The following is a 22,752-nucleotide window of genomic DNA, read 5'->3' as shown; positions in this document are numbered from 1 at the left end:
CGAGCTTGTTTTTTATTCTACTTCTTCAAAGAACAGCAACAAATCTTGTAGCGTTAATTGTGCTTTTTCAGCAGCGTTTAAATCTTGAACAATTTTACCTTTTTGTAAAACAATTAAACGATTGCCATATCGTAAAGCATCTTCCATTCGATGGGTAATCATCAAACAAGTTAAGTTCCCTTCTTCAATCCGTTGTTCCGTTAAGTGCATCAACTGCTTGGATGTTTTGGGATCTAAGGCAGCAGTATGCTCATCTAAAAGTAATAATTCTGGTTTTGTGATAGTGGCCATTAATAAACTTAAGGCTTGGCGCTGACCGCCAGAAAGGTTACCTGTCGGTGTATCCAGATGATTTTCCAAGCCATTGCCAACTTCTTGACAGATTTTTGTAAACAAGGCGCGTTGCTCATTTATCTTCCGTAATGTTAAGGGACGTTTTTGTCCGCGTTTCATGGCAAGCAATAAATTTTCTGCCACAGTCATTCTTGGTGCTGTCCCCATTTTAGGATCTTGAAAAACACGCGCTAGAGATTTGGCCCGTTTGACTTCAGAAAGATTGGTGCGATTGACTCCTTCAATTAAAAATTGTCCTTCTGTTAGCGTCAAAGTTCCTGCTAAACTATTGAATAGCGTACTCTTGCCTGCGCCATTTCCACCTAAAACAGTAATGAAGTCCCCAGGATAAATGGCTAAGTTCACATGATCCAAAATCACTTTTTTTTCGTTCATCCCATTATCAATGATTTTTGTCGCATTTTTTAATTCAACAACTGGTTTCATTTCGTTCCTCCTTATCAGAAAAGCCGTGTAGTCGTAATGCTTTTTTCAATTGTGGGATCATTAAACAGATTGCTAAAATCACTGCTGAGAAGATTTTCAAATACGTCGTATCAAAGCCTAATTTAATCACTAATAAAATCAATAGTTGATAAATAATACTCCCTACAACAATCGCCATCAGCCGTTCACCAAATGTTAATTCTCCAAACAGTACTTCACCAATAATGAGTGAAGCCAAGCCAATCACAATGACACCGGTTCCTTTACTTACATCCGCATATCCATCATTTTGGGCAATCAAAGCGCCAGATAAGCCAATCAAGCCATTCGATAAAACCAATCCTAAAATTTTCATGCGATCCGTTTGAATGCCAATCGAGCGAGCCATTTCTTCATTGTCACCTGTCGCAATATAGGCTTGTCCTAAACTAGTGTTAAAGAAAAATAACAGTAAAATCATTACCACAGCCAAAACACTAATCCCTAAAAAAATAGTATCATAATAATCTGGTAAGGCCATTTTTTGAAAAACATCTTGAATCTTCGGTTGGTTTAATAAAGACTTATTTGGCGATTTCATCACAAATAAAATCACGGAATTTAAACCAGACATCACTAAAATTCCTGCTAAAATAATTGGAATTTTTCCTTTTGTAAATAGTAAACCAGTCACTAAACCGGCAAGCATTCCTGCTCCGACCCCTAAAAGAGTCGCTACAAATGGTGAAATCCCTGTTGTAATGGCAGTTACACAAACCGCCCCTCCTAACGGAAATGAACCTTCTGTGGTCATATCTGGAAAATTTAAAATACGATAAGTCATAAAAATACCTAGTCCTAACAAGGCCCATAACATTCCTTGTCCAATTGCTGAAACAATCATCGCTTCTCCTACTTTCTTTGATAATTAGTTAATCAATTTCGATTTTTTTGCTAACTCTGCGGGAATCGTAATTCCTAACTTTTGCGCTTGTTTTTCATTGATAATTGCGTCGCCTGTATTAAAGGTATAAATGGGTGTAGTTGCTGGTTGACTTTTTCCAGACAGAACCTCTGCTGCCATTTTGCCGGCTTGTACCCCCAACGCATGTTGATTAATCCCAACAGTTGCTAAACCGCCTTGTTCTACCATTGTATCCACCGAAGGAATAATCGGCGTCTTGGTTCGATTTGCTTCTCCGACTACCGTTTGCATGGCGTTAGCAATCGTATTATCAGTTGGTATATAAATCACATCTGTTTCCTTAGTCATTACTTGAACCGTTTGTGCAATTTCATTACTTGATGGCACAGCATATGTTTTCACTGTCAATCCTTTGGCTTCAGCTGCTTTCTGCGCTTCAGCTACTTGGTATCGAGAGTTTTCTTCTGAGGAAGCATAGAGAATACCTATTTTTTTGGCAGCTGGTACCAATTCTTTTAGTAAATCCATCTGGGCTGACAAAGGTGATTGATCACTAACACCCGTGATGTTACCGCCTGGCTTTTGATTGTCTTTCACCAATCCTGCGCTAACAGGGTCCGTAATGGCGCCTAAAATGATTGGGATTTCTTGGGTAGTGTTGGCTAACGCTTGCGCAGCTGGCGTGGCGATGCCAATTAAAACGTCTGCCTTTTTTTGTACTAATTGTTGACTCATGATTGCTAACTTACTCTGGTCGGCTTGACCATTTTGAAAAATAATTTCTAAGTTTTTGCCTTTGTCATAGCCATTTTCCTTTAACCCTTCCTCAACACCTTTATAAATTTCATCCAATGCGGGGTGACTGACAAACTGCAAAACCCCTACAGTAACTGTTTTTTTCTTTGAATTCGTCACTTTTTGATTCACAAAAAAAGCACCAATTAAATAAATAGCTAATAAAGACACGACAAACGTTAAACGTTTATTTTTCATTTTGCATTCTCCTAACTGCCCTTTTGTTTGGCAACTTTTTCTTTTTAATAATAAAACCATTATCTATAGGGCGTTTCTTCCGTTGAAAGTGAAACTGAGATTCGTAATCCTCTGCTTAGTCAAAATCCTAGGAACACTTTTTTACAAATGTCAGGATTTAGCTGCGACGAGGATCGCAATTTTGGTGAGAATCGCAGGAGTACTTTTTCTACGAATGGGACAACGTTCTCTTCGTTCACCTTGTGCTACTCATCACTCTTGAAGGCCAAACTGCGGCGAGTATGCGCAGCCTGCATCTACTCTGTCACTTTGTGCCAATCGTAGTGCTTGTCAGGATTTAACTGCGACGAGGATCGCAACTTTGGTGAGAATCGCAGGAGCACTTTTCTACGAATGGGACAACGTTCTCTTCGTTCACCTTGTACTACTCATCATCTACTCTGTCACTTCGTGCCAATCGTAGTGATTCGTAGCAAAAAAACAACGACTTATCCTAAGTGTTTAGGAGTGGTCGTTGTTTTTATGCAAAACAAAAACCACATAGATGGGTCCTCTATGTGGTCGTTTTTTCTTCTTGAATATAACCAGCATAGATACACTTTTTAGAATAAGTCTTCTAAAGTTGTATCTATGAAAGAATCATACATACAACTATCTACGCCAGTTTTGCCATGATTGGTGCATTTCTTTTACGTTAGATAATTGTGTCATGTATTTCCCCTCCTAGTTATGTTGTTAAAGGTAGTCTACACTATATTGATTTTGTTCGTCAAGAAAAAGTTTTTATTTTCTTGCATTTCTTTTACTTCTAAAAAACGAGCCACTCTTATGAGAGGCTCGTTTTTCTTTATTTCAGCATATTTACCACTTAATTGTTTCGGTTTCTTTCAATTTTCACGGGAACTTTAACTGCTTGTTTTTGCGATTGAATCAGCCATAAACTTACTAAAATCGTCATTGAAATTACTAATGCCATCGAAAATCCCCTCTTTCTAATTCCTTAAAACTTTCTACAATCTAAGTTTAACATAGCTAGCTATTATTCACCAGTTTCTGGTACTGTATCAGTGCTTTCTGTCGTCGTTTCAGTAGATTGAGCAACGCCAGTCGTGCTGGTCGTCGTCTGTGTTTCAGCGTTCTTTGCTGCTTCTTTTTCAGCTTCTTGGGCTGCCTTTTGTTGGTCTTTCAAAACGCCAGCCATCGGTAATCGATTTAATTCTGGTATTAATTGTGTTTTTAAATCCATAGATTTTTCGACAACCGTCCGTGTCTTTTCTTTGCCATTTTCAAAGAAAACAAGCGTAATCTCATCGCCGCTAACATTGTATTGCTCTTGTGCTTTGCCAGCATTATAAATTAACGGATAGATATACAGCGAACGATGAAATTCATTCATTTTATCTGAATTAAACAGCTTCACCATTTGATCGTATTGCTTGCCAGATGGTTTAGCAAACATGACTGACATGGCTCCTGTTTCTTGGATTTTCTTATCTGCTGTTTTGTAATCTAAGACACTGACTTTCTCTGATTTGATGGGTCCTGCGACTAACGATTCAACTTGAGCAGCTCGAATATTTTTCTGCATCGTTGGAATAAAAATGATTGAGCCAATTATTAATACTAATGCTACAATAGCGGTAATCATTAACAGTTTTCTTTGTCTTAATTCATAAAATGCCTCTTTTAGTTCTTCCATAAAATTATTCAACTTCTAATCGCTCCTCGCTTTTAGTTCTTATCTATTATACTAATCATTTTCTTTCTTGCCTACCCTTGCGCTTTAATTACTAAAAAAACCAGCAAACTTCCCCAGCTTTCTAAGGAAAACCCAACTCCTTTTTAACAAGCTTCTTTCTTAAATTCAAAAACTCCGCTATAATAAAGCTATTAGTCGGAAAGAAACGAGGGATTTATTATGTCATTTGATGGCGTATTTACTCATAGCATGGTTCATGAGTTGACAGAAACACTCGTAAGTGGCCGGATTTCAAAAATCCATCAACCTTATGAAAACGAAGTCGTTTTAGTCATTCGTGCGAAAGGTAAAAACCATAAATTATTATTATCAGCACATCCTAGTTATGCGCGCATACAACTATCTACAATTACCTATAGCAATCCAGAAACACCTCCTAATTTTGTGATGATGTTACGAAAATTTCTGGACGGTGCCATTTTAGAAACGATTCAACAAATAGAAAATGATCGCGTGATTCACTTCACCTTTTCAAAAAGAGATGAACTAGGTGACTTACAAAATATTGTTTTGATTGTTGAATTAATGGGACGTCACAGTACAATCGTTTTAGTTAACCAATCTTCTGGAAAAATCTTAGATGCGATAAAACACATTGGAATGAGCCAAAATAGTTATCGTTCGTTGCTTCCTGGAGCAACTTATATTGAACCGCCAAAACCAATGGGACTTAATCCGCTCACGGCTTCAAAAGAAGAAGTCTTTGCGCTTCTTTCTACAGCTCCTGAATTAAACGGACGCTATTTACAACAGCATTTCCAAGGTCTAGGCAAAGATACAGCAGACGAATTAAGTGCCCGTTTACTTGCACAACCAAATGAAAAAATGGCCATCTGGACGGAATTTTGGTCCTCAGTCACTGAAGCTGTTGTACCGACATTAACCGTCACTGAAAAAAAGGAATATTTTACGCCCATTCCTTATCAATCATTAGCTGGTGAACAAACAACGTATCCGACACTCAGTGAATTACTAGATGCCTTTTATTCTGGTAAAGCAGAGAAAGACCGTGTCAAACAACAAGGCGGCGAACTAATTCGCAAAATTGAAAATGAACTAAAAAGAAATCAAAAGAAACTTAAAAAATTACAGCAAACCTTAGCCGATACAGAAAACGCTGAAAATTACCGTCGCGACGGAGAACTATTAACAACCTTCATGGCACAAGTCCCAAAAGGAGCCACCGAGGTGGAATTACCAAATTATTATGAAGAAAATGCACCGTTGCGTATCTCACTAAATCCTGCACTTTCACCTAATCAAAATGCACAAAAATATTTTCAAAAATATCAAAAATTGAAAAATGCTGTCCGAGTTGTTAAGACACAAATTCAGCAAACGCAACAAGAAATTTCTTATTTAGAGTCAGTTGTGGCACAACTTGAAATTGCGACACCAATGGACATTGAAGTGATTCGTGAAGAACTGATTGAGCAAGGCTATTTAAAACGTAAAAAAAATAAAAAACAAAAACAGCCGAAAAAAAGCCAACCCGATCTTTTTTATGCCACAGATGGCACACCTATTCTCGTTGGAAAAAACAATTTGCAAAATGATCAATTAACTTTACGAACCGCTAAAAAAACTGATTATTGGCTCCATGCCAAAGATATTCCTGGATCTCATGTAATTATTCGTGACGCACATCCTAGCGAAGAAACCCTTACTGAAGCCGCACTTCTAGCAGCTTATTTTTCAAAATATCGACTTTCTTCACAAGTGCCTGTTGACTATGTCCAAGTAAAACATGTGCATAAACCCAATGGAGCAAAACCAGGTTATGTGATTTATGAAAACCAACGAACGTTATATGTGACGCCAACAGAAGAATCGATCAAAAAAATCCAGCAAAATAAGGATTCTACTTCCTAATTATATTAAACTAAAAAACAACGTACTGCCGATTGATCGTACGTTGTTTTTTTGCATTGGCAAAAACATTTATCAAGTGATAAATAACACAAGTAAGCTCAATTAGTTTACAAACTAGCTATTTCTCTCTATACTGACTGTTGGAGGTGAAATTCATGGTCTTTTTACACATTATTTTTGGGATGTTTGCCTTTATTGGCGCTTTAGGTTTAGGTGTCGCCTTCCGCGATAGCTTTACAGAACTTTCAACACCAAAGAAAGCAGCGATTATTTTATCTTACGTAGGTGCGATTGGTTCAACAGTCCTAGGGTTCACATCAGCAACAAAAAATCCATTTGTTTTAGCTGCAACAGTTGTCTTAGTTGTCGCCTTTTCTGTTGCTCTTTTCAAAAAAAGCAGTAAAGAAACAAGCAAATAACAAAACCTTTGAAGAGCGGCATAGCGACAAGCTACCCTCTTCCTTTTACATACTATTTAAAGGAGTGAGGCAAATGTCTCTGACTATTTCTGAAGAAGTAAAACAACGTTTAGCCCCTTTCTTAACTGAAACGAACACCTTCTTGTTGGTAGCAAATGATGGCTCTAATCCTTATTCTTCCGCAGAAGGTTGTTGTATGATTGGCGATCGTTTCATTATCGTTCCTGTTGATCAAGCAGAAGCGCCTTATACCGAAACAATTGCTAATGATTCTTTTCACGTCTATACTTCGACGTATGACCAAATGTTTTTAACAGGGCATTTACAGCTAGTGATTCATCCGAATGCGGGAACCATTACTTTAAAAAATGAAAGTGGCATATTAGATAGTAATGTGGACATTTATCAACACTAAAAAAGCAAACAAAACGTTTACGCGTTTTGTTTGCTTTTTTAGTGTTGAAAGGCTTGAAAGGTAGTAATGATTACGTACATCATGCCCGATGCAATAATCGGACCAGCTGCAATTCCTTTTAAAAAAACGACGCCAAGAATCGTTCCAAAAACTAAGGCCACCGTAATCTCAGGCGATTGATTAATTAAACCTACTCCTTTTGAGGATAAAACAGCCACCAGAATTCCACAAAGTATCCCCAACCATCCCATCGGTGTTTTGAATGATTGGATTAAATCCTTTAAGCCAATTTGTCCTGTAGCAATCGGGACTAAAATAGTAATTGAAATAATTGTGACGCCTAAATTAATGCCTTTATCTGACAACCACGACATGATTTTCGCACTATTTGGTAAAGCCTTTAAAGCAAGCACAACAACTGACGCAATTAATAAACTTTGATTTTTTGCAACAAACGCAATCAAGGCAATCAGTAGTAAAAAAAGCCAACTTTCCACTGGTTGTCCTCCTTTCTGATTTGGTTCTTTCGTTAACCAAACTTTCTTGTCTTTCCTATTTTAGCAAAGAACCTCTTTAATTACCATTCAGCTTCAGTAATTATTGTCTTTTTCACCCGAATCTTGCTTAGAAAAAACGAGTTAAAAATTAATTTTTTCTCATAACAAGCCTTTTTCTCTTTGAAAAATTATTTTATGAAGTATACTAATATTAACTATAAAGTAGTTTACTTGCATTTATACTGGATATTCGATATCCTATTTAAGGCTCTTCAATTGAGCGAGCATCACAAAAGACATTTTAGTAGCAATTCTTGGGGAAGTAGTGCTACTAAGATGTCTTTCCTTTTTTTATTTTCACTAACAACATACGTTTCTTATATTAAAATTCACAACTCTTTATAAATAAAAGCGCCTGCCCCACAGTTGTCTGGACTGTAGGGCAGGCACTTTTCAAGTCATTTAAATACGTTTTAGTTTTCTTTCAAACGATAAACACTTGGACTTGGGTTAAGGAAACCTGCTTCTAAAATTTCGATGTTAGTTAATGCTTGCTCTTTAGTTACTAGTTGCGGTGCACCATTTCTCAACGTTTCATAGACGGCATCATAATAACGACCGTAATCACCTACAGGCGTTTTAATTTGTTTTTTAATCCAGTCGCCATTGCCATTACGGTAGGTCACTTCTCCATAATACATTGGTGAATCTTCTCCAAAGCCTGGTGCATCCGGCATGATTCCGGCTTTTAAATCATTTTCTTGTTGATCTTCGCCATATTTGATGAACGAGCCATTGCTACCATGAACAATAAAACGTGGATACGGACTAGCGACAGAATGATTCGTTTTAACTTTTACTTTTAATTTTGAACCATAATGTAAATCAACGTCAAAATAATTATCGACTGCCTCACTCACTTCATTATTACGAATATCATAAGTGACTTGATCTGGACGCCCGAAAAGAGCAATCATGCGATCCATTAAATGAATGCCTAGTCCGTAAAACGAACCATTTTCTTTAGGTCCTTGTTCCGTGATACTTCCTGGTCGATAATAATCAATATGTGTTTCCACTTCATTGATTTCTCCTAAAAAGCCTTGCTCTACTACTTGCTTCATCGCTAGGTAATCGCCGTCGAAACGTCGATTTTGATAAGGCATCACTACTACCCCTTTTTCTTGCCCTAAAGCAAATAATTCCTCTGCATGTTCTAACGTATCACAAAATGGTTTTTCCACAATCACTGATTTACCAGCTAAAATGGCTTGTTTGGCTAAATCATAATGTGTATGCGCAGGCGTACAGATTGTGATCAATTCAATTTCTGGATCCGTCAATAATTCATTAAGGTCAGTGGTAAAATTTACGCCTTTTTCTTTAAAGGGCGCTGCTGCTTTTTCATTAACATGTAAATCGAAAATCGTTTTCACTTCTAGTGTTTCTCGAATCATTACGTAAGGTAAATGGTAACGGTTGGCACTTTTACCAAATCCAATAAACCCCATTTTTACTGTCATATTTTCCACACTCTTTTCTTATAATTAGATAAGTCCATTTGTTTCAATGACTTTTTGATACCAATAATAACTGTCCTTCGGGATTCTTTCTAAGGAACCTTTTTGTGTTTCATCTTGATCCACATAGACAAAACCATAACGCTTTTGATAGCCGTTAAGCCACGACAGTAAATCGGTGTAACTCCATGTACAATAACCAATAACTGAAACGCCATCCGTAATCGCCTCTTGAATCGCTTGGATATGGCTTCGCAAATAATCAATGCGATACGTATCGTGAATTTGTTTATCTTCTGTTAAGGTATCATATTCGCCTAACCCATTTTCAGTAATTAAAATAGGCACTTGATAGCGACTAGCTAATCGTCGTAAGGCAATTCTCAAACCTTGCGGGTCAATGGCCCAATCCCAATTCGTTCGTTCAACATATGGATTATTTACTTTTTTAAATAAACCCGGTACCCCAGATTCCGTTTCAGAACCCTTTTCACCCGTTGTATTCATCTTCCCTATTCCAACACCATCTAATGGATTAGCAGCAACCGTATCCGTCCGATAATAATTTATACCTAGAAAATCAGGTTTGGCTGAACGTAGTAACGCTAAATCGCCCTCTTTTATCGTTGGGGCCACACCTTGCTCCTGTAAGTAATTTAATGCGGCAATTGGGTATTCTCCCCAAAGATAGACATCTAACCAAAAATGCGACAACAAATCTTCTGCATTTTCTGCCGCTAAAACATTGGCAGGATGCGCATCAACGGCATAAACAGGCGTATAAGCAAAGCTAGGGCCAATTTTGCCAGGCATTTCTAATTCATGAAACGCATTAATCACTGCTGCATTGGCTAAATTAGCAATATGATTGGCCTCATACATCCGTTTATTGTCTGTTACGCCGGGAGGATGCACGGCTAATTGATAACCTAACGAAGTAAACACATTTTGTTCGTTTAAACTAATCCAATAGCGAACTTTGCCACGGAAAGCGTCAAATAAAATTTTCGCATAGGCCACAAAATCAGCAATAATTTTTCTTGATTCCCAGCCACCATATTCTTTTTGCAAAACAGCTGGCAAATCCCAATGATATAAAGTTACCATTGGTTCAATTCCTGCCGCTAATAACTCATCAATTAAATCTGAATAAAATTTCAGTCCCGCTTGATTTATTTGACCACGCCCTTCAGGTAAAATTCGTGTCCATGCAATCGAGAAACGATATGCTTTTAAACCTTGTTGTTTCATTAAAGCCACATCTTCTTTGAAACGATGATAATGATCGACGGCTAAATCGCCAGTTGTCTCTTTGAACGTTTTTCCTGGTAGCCGAACAAATTCATCCCAAACAGATGCGCCTTTGCCGTCTTCATTCCAAGCACCTTCTACTTGATAAGCTGCCGAAGCAGAGCCCCATAAAAAATCTTGCGGAAATGCTTTTAGTTGATGATGTTCCATTGTCATTCCTCCCTCTTTTCTGTGCTGCCTTTTTATTGTAAAAGGTTTTCACAAAAAGTACCAATTAGATCAATAAGTTCTTCTGTTTACTTTTAAAACTATATAGTTTTAAAAAGAATAAGTCAACTACTTTTATTTAAGTACTTGATTATTAAGTGGTTACGTTAAAAATAAATATATAGTTTTAACATGTTAAATTCATGGTATAATGAAAGAAATACTGGTGATAAAGGAGGACTCTGATGCGGACAAATACACGTTATAAAGAAATTTATGCAGCTATAAAACAGGATATTGAAGCAGGTGTTTATCCCATTAATCAAAAGTTACCCCAAGGTCGTCTTCTTGCAGAAAAATATCAGGTCAGCGAACTAACCATTACAAAAGCCTTACATTTGCTTGTGCAAGAAGGTTATGTTGTCAGACGACGTGGCTCGGGCAGCTTTGTTCAAGACTTTCAAAATCGAACCATTACTAAATTTTCTCCGTTAACCGGCACTTACTCAACCTACGATGGAAAAGTTGAATCCGTGGTTTTAGGCTTTGCAACAGAAGTACCTGAGCCTTGGGTGACTGAAAAATTAAGTATTACAGAAGAAGAGTTAGTCTACAAAATTATTCGTTTACGGATTATCGAAGATGTGCCCTCAATTATTGAATATACTTGGATGCCCGTTGCCCTAATTCCGAACTTGACAATGAAAGAATTGAAAGTCTCCATTTATCAATATATTTCGGAACAATTGCATCAAAAAATTCAAAGTGCGCGGGTCAGCATTTCTGGGATTCGTCCTTCTGCGTTGGAAAAAAAATATTTAAACTTAACCGATAATGATTTCCTGATGCGTGCAGAACAAATTGCTTACCTAGGCAACGGGCATATTTTTGAATACTCAATTGCGAATCATATTCCTAGTGAATTCACTTTTGAAACTGTCTTAATTGCAGAAAAATAGGAAACTTTTATGTTGCCATTTCTCATTTCTAACAAAACGATCTCTTTACTTTGAGCCAATACTTTTTGTTAGAAATGTTTTTCTGCTAGTTAAAAATATTTTTCAAATTATATTTCCAAACATGAATTTTGATAAAAGTATTGCTATTTACTAGAAGTACGATTAAAATATTGCTTGTAGCACTCTTTTTAATACAGATACAAGCAATTTATTTTTTACATAGTCAATCAACCAAAGCGAGGACTTTATATGAGGAAACCCTACATTTTAATGAGCTTACTCGTTCTAAGTACCTTATTAAGTGCTTGTTCAACTGTAAGTGGCAGCCCAGCAAGTCAAAGTGCGCCCGCACCTGATGAAGTGTTGGCGACAAGTATTGGGACGTATGAAAATCGAACATTGTTGGTTCCAGATGGGCGTTTAGCCTTAACTGCCTTGCATAAAGGAAAAGATTATCAAGGCAAACCAATGTTTTATGTCCTGTTTGAATTAACCAATACAACCGAAAAAACACAAAATATTCAGCTAATGATTCAAAGTTTTATGGAAGTTAGTCAAACTGTCCACGGAAAAGCCCAAAATTTACAATATGCAGTCTTAACAGATTCACCTTTCCAAGACAAATTAGATCGTTTAGCAGATGAAATCAATCCTGGTGAAACAATCCAAGGCGCTTACCCGTATGAATTTATTAATGAGAACAAGCCGGTCCATTTTAAATTTAGAGATCGCCTTCTCAGTCTGGATGAACCCATTGCATCAGAAGAAATTACCATTACAGAAAAAAGTTTGGTCCGCTAGCTTAGCTAGCATTGGACCAAACTTTTTATTTATTATTCAGATGGAAAAGATTCTCCTTCTATAAAACGTGTGTAAATGTGTTCGCTCTCAGCAGCTTCTCCCCGCATTAAATGAATAATTTTCTCTGCAGCCACCATGCCCCATCGATGTTTAGAATAGGCAATTGTTGCTAATCGCGGTTGCACAAACGCACCTAGTTCAGAATTATCAAAACCAATCATCCGAATATCTTTCCCCATTTGGTAATTTGTTTCTGCAACATATTTATAGACACCGATCGCCATTTCATCATTAAAAGCAAAAACATCGACTGGTTCTGTCTGTGGTTGACTCAAAATTTTTTTAGCAGCCGCATAGCCAGAAGGTTCGGTAAAATCGCCTTGGATAATTTCATAAGGTATCCCAAAACGAGTTAATTCTCGTGTACTAACAGCCAATCTTTCTTGGCTATCATAACCTTTTTCTGGTCCAGAAAGCAGAAGAACCTTTTTTGAACCCACATTGACAAATTGCTCAATTGCCTGCGTGGCACCGCCACGATTATCCAAGAGAACTTGCCGAATATTCCTATGCTCAGTGGTTCGATCAAGGACAACGATCGAATGGCCACGTTCAGCAAACTTTTCAATTTCTTTTGTTGGAAATGTCCAATCTAAAATAATTGCCCCATCCACCATTTTTTCAGGAATGAAAAGATGTGACTTTTTACCGCTGCAGACAATCATCTCATAATCAAACAGTGCTAAGCCTTTCTTAATTCCCTCCAACAATTCACCATAAAAACTACCGCCATAATCGGCCAAATAGACACCAATAATATTAGTTTGACGACGTTTTAATGTGCGAGCGGCCATGTTAGGAACATAGTTTAGCTCTTCAGCAATTGCTTGGATGCGCGTTCGTGTTTCTTCAGTTACCTTTGAACTACCATTCAATGCGTAAGAAACGGTCGAGATTGATACGCCTGCTTTTTTTGCAATATCTTTAATTCCTACCATGGACTACTCTCCTTTCTAATGGTAAATTTCAATAACACTTGCTTCATTTAATAATGAAAGCACCTCGTCTTTTTGAACTTCCATTCCCCCTTCTCGATAAGGGTTTTCTTCAAACTTAAACGGAACTTCTTGACCATCGATAACTATTTTCGCTGACTGATTTGGATAAAATTTATATGTGACAGGTTTATCAAACAATTGGTAAGTTAGTGTTAAACCAGACAATTTTTCTGGTAACATGGGATCAAAAACCACGCTTTGTGCCTTTTGCCGAATCCCTAAAACAGCTGTAATTAATTGATTTAAATAAATTCCCGGCCCGCTTGAATAAATTCGCCAGCCACCTTTTACCCCAATACTTCCATCTTTTAGTTTACCAAAATTTTCTTGTGATTCATACCTTGTTTTAAAATCGCCATCGGAACTACTAAAATAGGCATTGGCTTGACGTAACTCTGCATTGTGAACCACTTCTTTTAATTGAACTGGATTGATTTGCATTAATGCTTGCCAGGTTTTGTCTCGCTGACCAATTTTCGCCATCGCTTCTGTATAGCGAATGTGCGCATGAACATACTGTAAACCAATTTCGCGACCAAAATTAGCCGCCTGTTCTGCTCGTTTAAAATTAGTGCTCACACCGCCTCGATAGTTCGCTGGTTTGTTCATTAAGCGCACGCCATCAGGAAACGTTAATTCTTTTTCAATAATTTCTAAATGATGACTTACTTGTTCCGGTGTTAATAATTCAGCTAACATACTACGAGTCATTGGCAATAATCGATATTGAATCCCTGTTTTTTGGTCATTTGGGTGAATCATTTGTTCAAAAGTTTCTGGCGTTTCCATATAAATAAACCCTGGAATCGTTTCATCCGCCAACATATATTTTTGAAAATCGTTCTTTATTCCTGCGACTAAAATTGTTAAGTGCTGACTATAAGTAGCATCAATTTCCGTAATTAAAGCCGCAAATTTTTTCAACACTTGATACGTTAAGGCAACGGTCCAACTACTAGCCATTTGCTCTTTAAGACGATTATCGTAAGGTTGTAACGTGTCATCCCAATCGCCGTCACCATAACAGGATAGAAAAGTTTCTGGTAAAAAATGTTGTTCAATATAATTTATTTCTTTTTTCAAATGTTCAAATAAAGATGCTGTTTCTTTTGTTTTGTGATTATCTTTGCGACTTGTATAAGGGATTTCCGTAGCTAAGATTGAATAATCTGCGGTTTGTTCCAAATAATCAGTCACTACTTTCAATGGCCAGACGATAATATCGCCATGGCTTTCACTGGCTTTTTGTTCTTCGTATCGGTCAAACATAAACCATTGCGGCCAGTTGCCGTCGTCCTCAAATTGATTTTCAAATAGATGCTGAATAATGGAGGCCACGATCTTAGGCTGTTGCGTCGCAAAGAAAAATTCTGTCGGTCCTTGCGACACATCTCGTGTGCCCCAAGCTGCTCCACCATATTGTTCTAAGCCATGTGGCGACAAATAATGAACGAGCATATTATGAGTATACCAACGAGTTAATTGATTCATTTGCTGCACACTTGAGTCTGTGTGTGTTAACTCAAAATGATGCAACAAGCCATTAATGAATGCCAAATATTGACTTTCTGCTTTTTCAAAATCTAATGGTGAATTGACTAATGATTGGTCCTCTATACTGCCCGTAATAAGTAGTGAAAATTTTTGGGTCTTTTCGATTGCCAAGACTAATAAGTCTGCTTCAGCTCCACCAAATAATGTGCTATCGGTTACTTGAAATGATTTATCAACTGTCAATGCATAGGTTAGTTCTGGGTAATAATTTTCTGTAGCAGAATGATTTCCCGTCACTCGAAGTGTTTTGCCAGTTTGTTCTAATTGATAGGTTGGGACTTCTTCAGGTCCTAATAACAAATGGTTAGAAACAGCCCACATATATGCATCCTTTTGACTGGTCACTTCCAATTGAATCACTCTTGAATCAGGCGAAGTGAAGGTGCGTACTCGAATTGTATCCTTTGGCAACTTATAATACCACGTAGCAGAGTTCAACCCCATTTCAAAAGCAGAAGGCATTGTTAGTAAGCGCCATAAGCCATTCTCTAAAATGTAGATTCGTTGACCAGAGCGTTTCATAACGTTTAAAGCGTTTCGGCTATTACTCATTAATTTGTTCATGGTCGTATTTCCTAAAACTACTTGTGAATTGAAAATGCCATACATATACACTGTCGTACTGAGCAAAGGTTCGTCAACCGTTAAGCCTTTACCACTTAATAAAATGTGGCCATGTGCTCTTTCCATGGCAATTTCTTTTTCTTGAAGAACAACGTGATGGTAATTTTCCGTGAAAAAGGAATACGTCTGACCTGCTACTTTTTCAATTTGTGTCTGAATGGGATAAAGTGCGGCCAACTCTTCTTCTGTTAATGGATTTCCTGTGATAGGTTCTCCTAAAAGTTTCGGAGGAAAGTCCTGTGTTTCTTCTAATGAATCGAATGTCACAGTTTCATAAATAGCTTGTAAGTCTTCTTTCGATAAAAAAGGTTCAGCTAATGCTTGCGGATGTGTTTCTGTTACCGCACCATAAAAAACAAATTCCTTACTTTCATTCGTTAATTGGATGGCTTCCGTTTGTAAAGCGGTGTAAGCAAATTCATATTGATAGACTTCATTTGCTAAATATCTTTTCCCCAATGCTTCTGGTGTGTTTGTTTGTTTAAATGAACGTCCGAAAAATTGATAGCCGTCCGTTGAGTAGCCTACTAATTTTTGAAAACTCCCTTGAATAAGGGCTGGAAACTTCTCATTTTGCGGTTGATTTTGTCTTGATAAAACAACAAGCTCTTCGCCCTCTTGCCAAATGTGATGATCAAGATACTGCGACACATACGCTTCATTTGACTGAACGGCTCCTTTTGTCGCTAAGCCAATATCTTGACCATAAACAATATCTACTAAGCCAGTTCCAGTGACATTAACCCGCCAGAACCATTGATTGCTTGGCCCCAAACGAAAGTCAACTTGGTAACGAACCGCTTCAAATTCGCCCTGCCATGTCAATTGGTTATCTGAAAGATAAAAATCACTTTTACTGTTGGAACCAATCATTGGTCGATAATTAATTGTGTCCCCTGTAATTATCCGCAAATAGAGTTGATTCATACTGCCGTCTAAAGGATTTCCTTCTAATTGATTAATCATCATGCCACAGCTATTCAATTCTTTTAAATCACCTGTCTCTAGAAATGTAGCGACTGTGTCTGCTTGCTTAAGCTTCTTTATCTGCATAACTTATCCTTCCCATCTTATTCATTTAACGTGACTGTTGCGGTTTGTACATCGCGACTATTTCCACCAATCATTACGATAAATTCACCTGCATCACTGGTTACCTGATTGTCTAAATGAACATAGCGCACCATATCCTCTGAAAGAAGAAACTGAACTTCTTTTTCTTCCTTTGGTTCCAGCCAAACTTTTTGGAAATCTTTTAACTCTTTAATTGGGCGAACCACTTGTCCCACCAAATCACGTACATAAAATTGCACGGTTTCCTCTCCAGCGATTGGACTGTCATTTCTTACTAAAACAGAGACCGTGATTGGTTGTTCTTTGGTAAATGTTAATGCACTTAGTTGAATTGGTTGATAAGAGAAATGACTATAACTTAAGCCAAATCCAAAGGGATATTTAGCGTAATTAGAGACATCTAAATATTTAGAAACATATTTTTCTTCTGGTGCTGACTCATAAGGACGCCCCGTATTGTCGACATTGTAAAAAATTGGCACTTGACCAACCGTTTCTGGAAACGACATACTTAAACGACCACTTGGATTGTACTGTCCCCACAAAATTTCTGCTAGCGCATTGCCCCCTTCTGTTCCAGGTTGCCAAGCTTGCACAATTCCTTTTGCAACATCTATCCCTTGTAAATCTAAGGGCCGGCCACTGTAGACCGTGACAACAACATTGGGATTTTTCTCAATAATTTGTGCCACTACTGCTAATTGTTTTTCGGGTAGACGAATATCACTGCGACTGGCAGCTTCCCCACTCATCCAATCTGTTTCGCCTAGTGCCACTACTACTTTATCTGCTTGACTAGCTAACGTTAAAGCCTCTTCAATGGCCGCCGCGGTCGGTTCAAAGTAATCAAAGGGTTCTTGGGCAACTAGGAGATTTGTGGTTAATTTTTTGGCCCCAGCCATGAGGGAAATGGCTTCTTCTTTCTTTCCTTGCCATGACCAAGCCCCTAAAATATCTTGTGATTGGGCCCCTGGGCCGACAAGCGCGATTTTTTCTTGCGGTGTAAAAGGCAAAATATTTTCATTTTTTAAAAGAACCATTGATTTTTGAGCAATCTTTTTAGCTATTTCTCGATGTTCTTTGCTTAAAATCACTTCTGCTTCCGCTTGTTCATCCGCACCACGATAGGGATTTTCAAATAAGCCTAGCTCATTTTTTAGTTTTAAAATTCGCATAACTGCTTCATCAATAAGTGTTTCAGCAATCCGGCCTTCTTCAAGTAATTCTTTTAAATAATCTGGATAACACGTGGTCATCATTTCAATATCTACACCAGCTTTGATAGCCAATTCTGCTGCCTGTTTTTCATCTTTGGCAACACCATGAGGAATTAATTCTTTAATCGCTCCCCAGTCTGAAATCACAACTCCTTCAAAGCCAAATTCATTTCGTAATACGTCTCTAAACAGCCATTGGTTGCCTGTAGCAGGAATCCCATCCACTGTATTGAAGGACGTCATGACAAGTTTTGCACCCGCATCTAATCCAGCTTTATAGCCAGGTAAATACATTTCTCTTAGCTGCCGTTCAGACATATCTACCGTATTATAATCCCGACCAGCTAAGGCACCACCATATGCCGCAAAGTGCTTCACGCACGCGGCTACTCGCCAATTGTCCTCTTTTAAATTTTCTCCTTGGTAACCTCTAACCATTGCAGCAGCTAAGCGACTGTTGAGTAATGGATCTTCACCTGTTGACTCCATGACACGTCCCCAACGTGGATCGCGCACTAAATCAACCATTGGTGAAAAGGTTACATGTAATCCTGAAACAGCAGCTTCTTTTGCTGAAATCTCCGCCATTTTTTCAACCGCTGCTTCATCCCAAGTGCTTCCTAAAGCCAAAGGAATCGGAAAGATGGTTCTGAAACCATGAATAATATCCGCCATTAAAAGTGTTGGAATATTTAATCGATGATTTTGCATATATTCTTTTTGAACACGTTTTGCTTCATTTGCACCAGAAACACCCAATGTTGTCCCCGCCGTATCAATCGTTTCTTGACTTAGTCCTAGCTCTGACATAGGGCCGGTCTTTTCTTCTGCTTTATCTGAATAAAACGCTGCTGCTAATTGTAATAATTGATTAATTTTCTCATCAATTGTCATTTCTTCGACTAATTGAATCAGTTGATTTTCTTTCATACTCTCACCTTTCTTCAATACATACTTCTGCTTCTAAAGGAAAATGGTCGGAGGGAAAACGTCCATCGATACTATCTGTTAAACTTGCGGTTTGCTGTACTTGCCAACCTTTTACATAAATATAATCAATTTCTTCTAATTCCGCCCAAGGTTTTGTATAAGTAAAATTTTGAAATGTTCCTCTTGGTCCATAATGAGTAGCTAAATTTTTGCTATCTTGAAATTTTTTTTGAACAAGTTGATGAACCTCTTCCCCCGACTCTGCATTAAAATCGCCCATTAATAAAGTTGGATACTGTGCAATTTTGTCATGTAACTCCTCTAAGATAACGGTCATTCCTGCTAAACGAGCATGAGCTGAAATATGATCCAAATGAACATTGATGACTAAAAAAGGCGTATTTTGAGTCGTTTCCTTAAATAGTCCCCACAAAGCAATTCTTGGACAGCCAGCTTCAGGATGGATACTTGGCTGCTGAGGTGTTTCAGATAACCAAAAATACCCTGTATCAATAGCCTGAACTTTTTGTTCGTTATAGAGAATCGCTAGTCCTTCTCCTTGACCATCCCCTTCTCTTTCCGCAGAAAGACAGGTGAATGTTGTATACGCCTTTAAATCCCTGACTTGATTCGGTCGTACTTCTTGAATACAACAAAGGCTCCAATCATGAAAATTGATTAACTGACAAACAGCCTCTTTACGAAAAGACCATTGCCAATCTTGGTCATACTCTGTATCTACCCGGACATTATACGTAGCTATTTTCATTTTTAACCTCCTGCAATAGTTGTTGAATTTGACGCATCTCTCGACGGATCTGGGTTGTTTCACCGCCACCATGGCCTTTTTTCCAATACACTCTGACTGCTTTTCTTGCCTTTATCTGATGATAAGAAGGGAAAAAATCTTTCATTGGACATATCGGATCGTGACTCCCAACAGAAGCAAAGACTGGATTTTTAATTTGCGAAACAAAGTGGCGACTATCAAAATAAGGAAGAACCTCGGCAATTTTTTCATGCGCTTGGGGATGCTCTTGTAAGTACTGATGAATAATTTGATACGACCCCGTTCCTTCTGCTACTCGATTTTCTAAACAAGAATGACTTGGAACATCTGCAAAAGTAGCTAAAATCGGGAAGTCGACTAAACTGTTCACCATTAACACTACGCCGCCCCCTTGGGAACCACCACGAAGAATGATTTGGTCCTGATTAATTTCAGTAAAGGTACGCACCACTTCTACGCTACGTAAATGGTCGGCAAACAAGCGGCGTTGGTACCAATCTTCTTTGTCTAGAAATCCTCGTCCCATTGGTGCTTCATGCCAAATTGTTTGATATGGCACGCGATCTTTGGTTAATCCCCCTTGACCTCGATTATCAATGACAAAACAAGCACAACCAATTTGTGTCCAATGAGCAAATTGCCAAGGTTCTTGAATATGATTCATATAGCCTAAACAGTCAATCACTATTGGCTGTTTCCCCGCCGTTTTAGGAAGTAACAAATAGCCAAAGATGCGCTCACCTAGGAAACTTAAAAAGTCGACCTGTTCCACTTGAACATTTTCCAATGGATAGTCAATGACCCGCCGATGGATATCTAGCGGTATTTTTTGAAGTTCTTCCTTGGTCTTTTGCCAAAACTCAAAATACTCATTCATGTTCCACACCTAACACTTTCTGAAAAAACGCAACTTGAAGAAAAGCCGTTGTCCCGAATCCTAACGCAATATATAAAAACAAATTAAGCTTATAGAAAAAAACAAACGTTAAAAGAGGTAAAATAAACAAAATAATCGCATTTGCACTATTACTTAAGACCACATAAACCGTCTCACCTAGTGTCTTTTTAACGGACCAATTAAAAACGGAAAAGAGAAAAAGAAAACTCGTCAAAAATAATGCAACAAAACTTAATAGAAAAATAGCTAAGAAACCTAAACTAGTGGCTATTTTAAATAAACTTGTTACGACAATACCGCCCAGTAAAAAAGCAACGAACAAGACACCTGTTAAAATAAAACCTCGCATGATGTTATTTTTTAATGCTGTCCAAAACGTTCGCAAAACAGGAATATCTTTTTCACGATACAAACGATAGATCGTTCGATACAACGCAATTAAGCCGACACCGCTAAAGATGCCTGTTATACAGGTAATTAAAAAGAGAAAATTAATAATGATCAAGTTGGCAATAAAAGAAAAAATCCGATAATACCAACCTTCATATGCAAATAGCTTATTCATATTAAAAGAGAAAAGCGGATTTCTCGTTGCTTTATCCGCTTTTCTCTCCTCCTCTCTTACTTAAGTTTGTCTCTGTTTTCCGCCATTTTCTCAGATTTTATTTTTTCAATTGCATCCCATTTATTTGATTTTAAGAATGCTTTGTAGTCTTCTAAAGATTTGTCAAAGGCTTTATCATCTTTCGCACGAATCATTGAAATAACGGTTGTATTTAGTTTGGTTTCAATCGCTTCATTCGCACGAGCTTCCGGCGTTCCTGCATCTGGATTAATATTTTCAATTACGAAATGTGGGACTAATTTTCCTTTGCCCCATTCTTGCATTTGCGTTAAAGCACTTTCCATTGGCACTTTTAGTTTATTGACACGGTCGTTGTTAAAGTATAGGAAACGACTAATGCCATATTTTTTGTTATAGGCATCATTGTCTGTTTGTTCTAATTTTTTCACTTCTGGTAAATAATCAATTTTCCCTTGATCATTGTACGCATAAGTAACTCCTTCAACGCCATATTTTGTTAAAATTTGTCCTGGTTCATCAATTAAATATGTGAATAGTTGAGTGACTTTCGCTGGATCTTTCGCATCCTTCGTAATGTAATTACTTAACCAACCTGAAATGCCGGTTTGATTTAATGTTGGTTTTCGGCCAGAAGTACTACTTGGTCCATCAATGGCTATATAACGTGTGCCAGATTTTTTCATAAATTCTGTAAAGTTCCCACCTTGACCACTGGTTCCAGCAACGAGCATGGTTGCATAATTTCCTTGTTTCACTTTTTCATCAAACGTCGCTCCATCATCTGTGAAGCTATCATCACTAATATTGCCTGCTCGGTAAACATCATTAAATGTTTTTAACCATTCTAAGTATTCTTTATCTAAATTTCGATCATAGTATTTCCCATTTTTATCCTCTAAAGGAACACCTAAGAAGTCTTGTAATTTGTCTAAAAATGGTCCTGCACCATCGCCCACTGTGGTGAAGCCCATTGGGGTCATCTCAGGATATTTTTCTTTAATCTGTTGCATGACTTTTTCAAAATTTTCTGGTGTTGAAACGTCTGGCTTGCCTAATGCATTATAGACATCTTCACGAATAACAAAATTATCATTTACTGGGATATTTCCACTTTCATAATCCGCTTTTGTATTAGAGTAATTAGGGTAACCATATGTTTTTCCATCCTCTAAGGCATACCATTTAAACGTATCTTGGTTAACAACTTTCATTAAATAGGGGTCATATTTTTTAGCTAAATCGTTTAAAGAATAGGCCCAAGAATCTGCTTTCAATGCTGCTTGTCCAGTTTTTTCAGTTAATGTCACGATATCAGGCATATCTCCACTTGAAATCATGGCATTTAATTTTGAATCATCGCCGGAAATAAATTCAATATCCACATTTAAATCTTTTTTAATCTGCGCAGTGGTCACATCTTTTCCAAAAGGCAATGCCGTCCAATCTGAGTTAATATACCATTTAATCTTGGTCGGTTCTTTCTTCTTATCTAACTTCCAAGCAGGCGTCTTTTCATCTAATTCATACCGATCCTTAATTGAGACATCTGAGCTAGCTTTCTTTTCCCCACCGCTACATGCCGCTAAACTAACGACCGCCGTTGCCACCAATAAACCGCCTAAAACTTTTTTCATATTGTTCCCT

19 protein-coding genes are annotated in these 22,752 nt (G+C 37.7%); 5 read left to right on the top strand and 14 right to left on the bottom strand.

The genetic code is table 11. The features are described 5' to 3' along the window. Positions 1–12 precede the first annotated feature (12 nt). From MKZ30_RS05355 to MKZ30_RS05340, 4 genes are all read right to left on the bottom strand, one after another. On the bottom strand, positions 13–780 hold the full coding sequence (locus MKZ30_RS05355; RefSeq protein WP_002357878.1) for an ABC transporter ATP-binding protein: 768 nt from the start codon (positions 778–780) through the stop codon (positions 13–15). After that, a complete protein-coding gene (locus tag MKZ30_RS05350; RefSeq protein ID WP_033601325.1) occupies positions 764–1,663 on the bottom strand; it encodes an ABC transporter permease in 900 nt (299 codons plus the stop codon). Before MKZ30_RS05350 ends, MKZ30_RS05355 begins: the two co-directional genes overlap by 17 nt. A 24-nt stretch (positions 1,664–1,687) precedes the next feature. Continuing rightward, complete coding sequence (gene trpX, locus MKZ30_RS05345) at positions 1,688–2,677, bottom strand: tryptophan ABC transporter substrate-binding protein (protein WP_080280021.1); 990 nt, start codon at positions 2,675–2,677, stop codon at positions 1,688–1,690. 1,039 nt (positions 2,678–3,716) lie between these two features. Continuing rightward, positions 3,717–4,376, bottom strand: a complete 660-nt coding sequence (locus tag MKZ30_RS05340; RefSeq protein ID WP_002419831.1) for a hypothetical protein — start codon at positions 4,374–4,376, stop codon at positions 3,717–3,719. Between the two features lie 219 nt (positions 4,377–4,595). On the opposite strand from MKZ30_RS05340, the gene efbA reads away from it, so the two are divergent. The 3 genes from efbA to MKZ30_RS05325 all read left to right on the top strand — a co-directional run bounded on the left by efbA (position 4,596) and on the right by MKZ30_RS05325 (position 7,142). Next, a complete protein-coding gene (efbA, locus tag MKZ30_RS05335; protein ID WP_002416118.1) occupies positions 4,596–6,308 on the top strand; it encodes a fibronectin-binding protein EfbA in 1,713 nt (570 codons plus the stop codon). Between the two features lie 155 nt (positions 6,309–6,463). Further along, positions 6,464–6,727, top strand: coding sequence for a hypothetical protein (locus MKZ30_RS05330; RefSeq protein WP_002382208.1), 264 nt, complete (start codon positions 6,464–6,466; stop codon positions 6,725–6,727). A 73-nt stretch (positions 6,728–6,800) separates the two neighbouring features. Continuing rightward, entirely contained in the window at positions 6,801–7,142 is a 342-nt protein-coding gene (locus MKZ30_RS05325) for an iron-sulfur cluster biosynthesis family protein (protein WP_002391631.1), read from the top strand. A gap of 38 nt (positions 7,143–7,180) precedes the next feature. On the opposite strand, the gene MKZ30_RS05320 is transcribed toward MKZ30_RS05325, so the two are convergent. The 3 genes from MKZ30_RS05320 to MKZ30_RS05310 form a co-directional block, all read right to left on the bottom strand. Then, positions 7,181–7,639 carry a DUF441 domain-containing protein gene (locus tag MKZ30_RS05320; RefSeq protein WP_002357887.1) on the bottom strand — a complete coding sequence of 153 codons (459 nt, stop codon included), beginning with the start codon at positions 7,637–7,639 and terminating at the stop codon, positions 7,181–7,183. Positions 7,640–8,112: 473 nt separating this feature from the next. Next, a complete protein-coding gene (locus tag MKZ30_RS05315; protein ID WP_002382206.1) occupies positions 8,113–9,162 on the bottom strand; it encodes an oxidoreductase in 1,050 nt (349 codons plus the stop codon). 24 nt (positions 9,163–9,186) lie between these two features. Beyond that, on the bottom strand, positions 9,187–10,620 hold the full coding sequence (locus MKZ30_RS05310) for a glycoside hydrolase family 1 protein (protein WP_002382205.1): 1,434 nt from the start codon (positions 10,618–10,620) through the stop codon (positions 9,187–9,189). Positions 10,621–10,862: 242 nt separating this feature from the next. On the opposite strand from MKZ30_RS05310, the gene MKZ30_RS05305 reads away from it, so the two are divergent. After that, positions 10,863–11,576, top strand: coding sequence for a GntR family transcriptional regulator (locus tag MKZ30_RS05305; protein ID WP_002366529.1), 714 nt, complete (start codon positions 10,863–10,865; stop codon positions 11,574–11,576). A 270-nt stretch (positions 11,577–11,846) separates the two neighbouring features. Continuing rightward, positions 11,847–12,377: a DUF5067 domain-containing protein gene (locus MKZ30_RS05300; RefSeq protein ID WP_002384665.1), complete on the top strand. Its 531-nt coding sequence runs from the start codon at positions 11,847–11,849 to the stop codon at positions 12,375–12,377. Between the two features lie 32 nt (positions 12,378–12,409). Here MKZ30_RS05300 and MKZ30_RS05295 read toward each other — a convergent pair whose 3' ends face one another. The 7 genes from MKZ30_RS05295 to MKZ30_RS05265 are packed head-to-tail and all read right to left on the bottom strand — an operon-like array spanning position 12,410 to position 22,742. After that, positions 12,410–13,375 carry a LacI family DNA-binding transcriptional regulator gene (locus tag MKZ30_RS05295; protein WP_002382203.1) on the bottom strand — a complete coding sequence of 322 codons (966 nt, stop codon included), beginning with the start codon at positions 13,373–13,375 and terminating at the stop codon, positions 12,410–12,412. A gap of 15 nt (positions 13,376–13,390) precedes the next feature. Further along, on the bottom strand, positions 13,391–16,666 hold the full coding sequence (locus MKZ30_RS05290) for a GH36-type glycosyl hydrolase domain-containing protein (protein WP_033600707.1): 3,276 nt from the start codon (positions 16,664–16,666) through the stop codon (positions 13,391–13,393). Positions 16,667–16,683: 17 nt separating this feature from the next. Next, on the bottom strand, positions 16,684–18,834 hold the full coding sequence (locus MKZ30_RS05285; RefSeq protein WP_033600708.1) for a glycoside hydrolase family 3 N-terminal domain-containing protein: 2,151 nt from the start codon (positions 18,832–18,834) through the stop codon (positions 16,684–16,686). 4 nt (positions 18,835–18,838) lie between these two features. Next, entirely contained in the window at positions 18,839–19,603 is a 765-nt protein-coding gene (locus MKZ30_RS05280; protein WP_002365532.1) for an endonuclease/exonuclease/phosphatase family protein, read from the bottom strand. Further along, a complete protein-coding gene (locus tag MKZ30_RS05275; RefSeq protein WP_033600709.1) occupies positions 19,584–20,501 on the bottom strand; it encodes an acetylxylan esterase in 918 nt (305 codons plus the stop codon). The genes MKZ30_RS05280 and MKZ30_RS05275 overlap by 20 nt, the downstream gene beginning before the upstream one ends. Then, positions 20,494–21,087 carry a DUF624 domain-containing protein gene (locus MKZ30_RS05270; protein WP_002357898.1) on the bottom strand — a complete coding sequence of 198 codons (594 nt, stop codon included), beginning with the start codon at positions 21,085–21,087 and terminating at the stop codon, positions 20,494–20,496. Before MKZ30_RS05270 ends, MKZ30_RS05275 begins: the two co-directional genes overlap by 8 nt. A 56-nt stretch (positions 21,088–21,143) precedes the next feature. Continuing rightward, positions 21,144–22,742 (bottom strand): ABC transporter substrate-binding protein, encoded by a 1,599-nt coding sequence (locus MKZ30_RS05265; protein WP_002357899.1) that lies wholly within the window; start codon positions 22,740–22,742, stop codon positions 21,144–21,146. Positions 22,743–22,752 lie beyond the last annotated feature (10 nt).

The organism is Enterococcus sp. LX10 (genome assembly GCF_023539285.1).
Classification (GTDB): Bacteria; Bacillota; Bacilli; order Lactobacillales; family Enterococcaceae; genus Enterococcus; species Enterococcus faecalis.
This window is presented reverse-complemented; position numbering and strand designations above follow the sequence as displayed.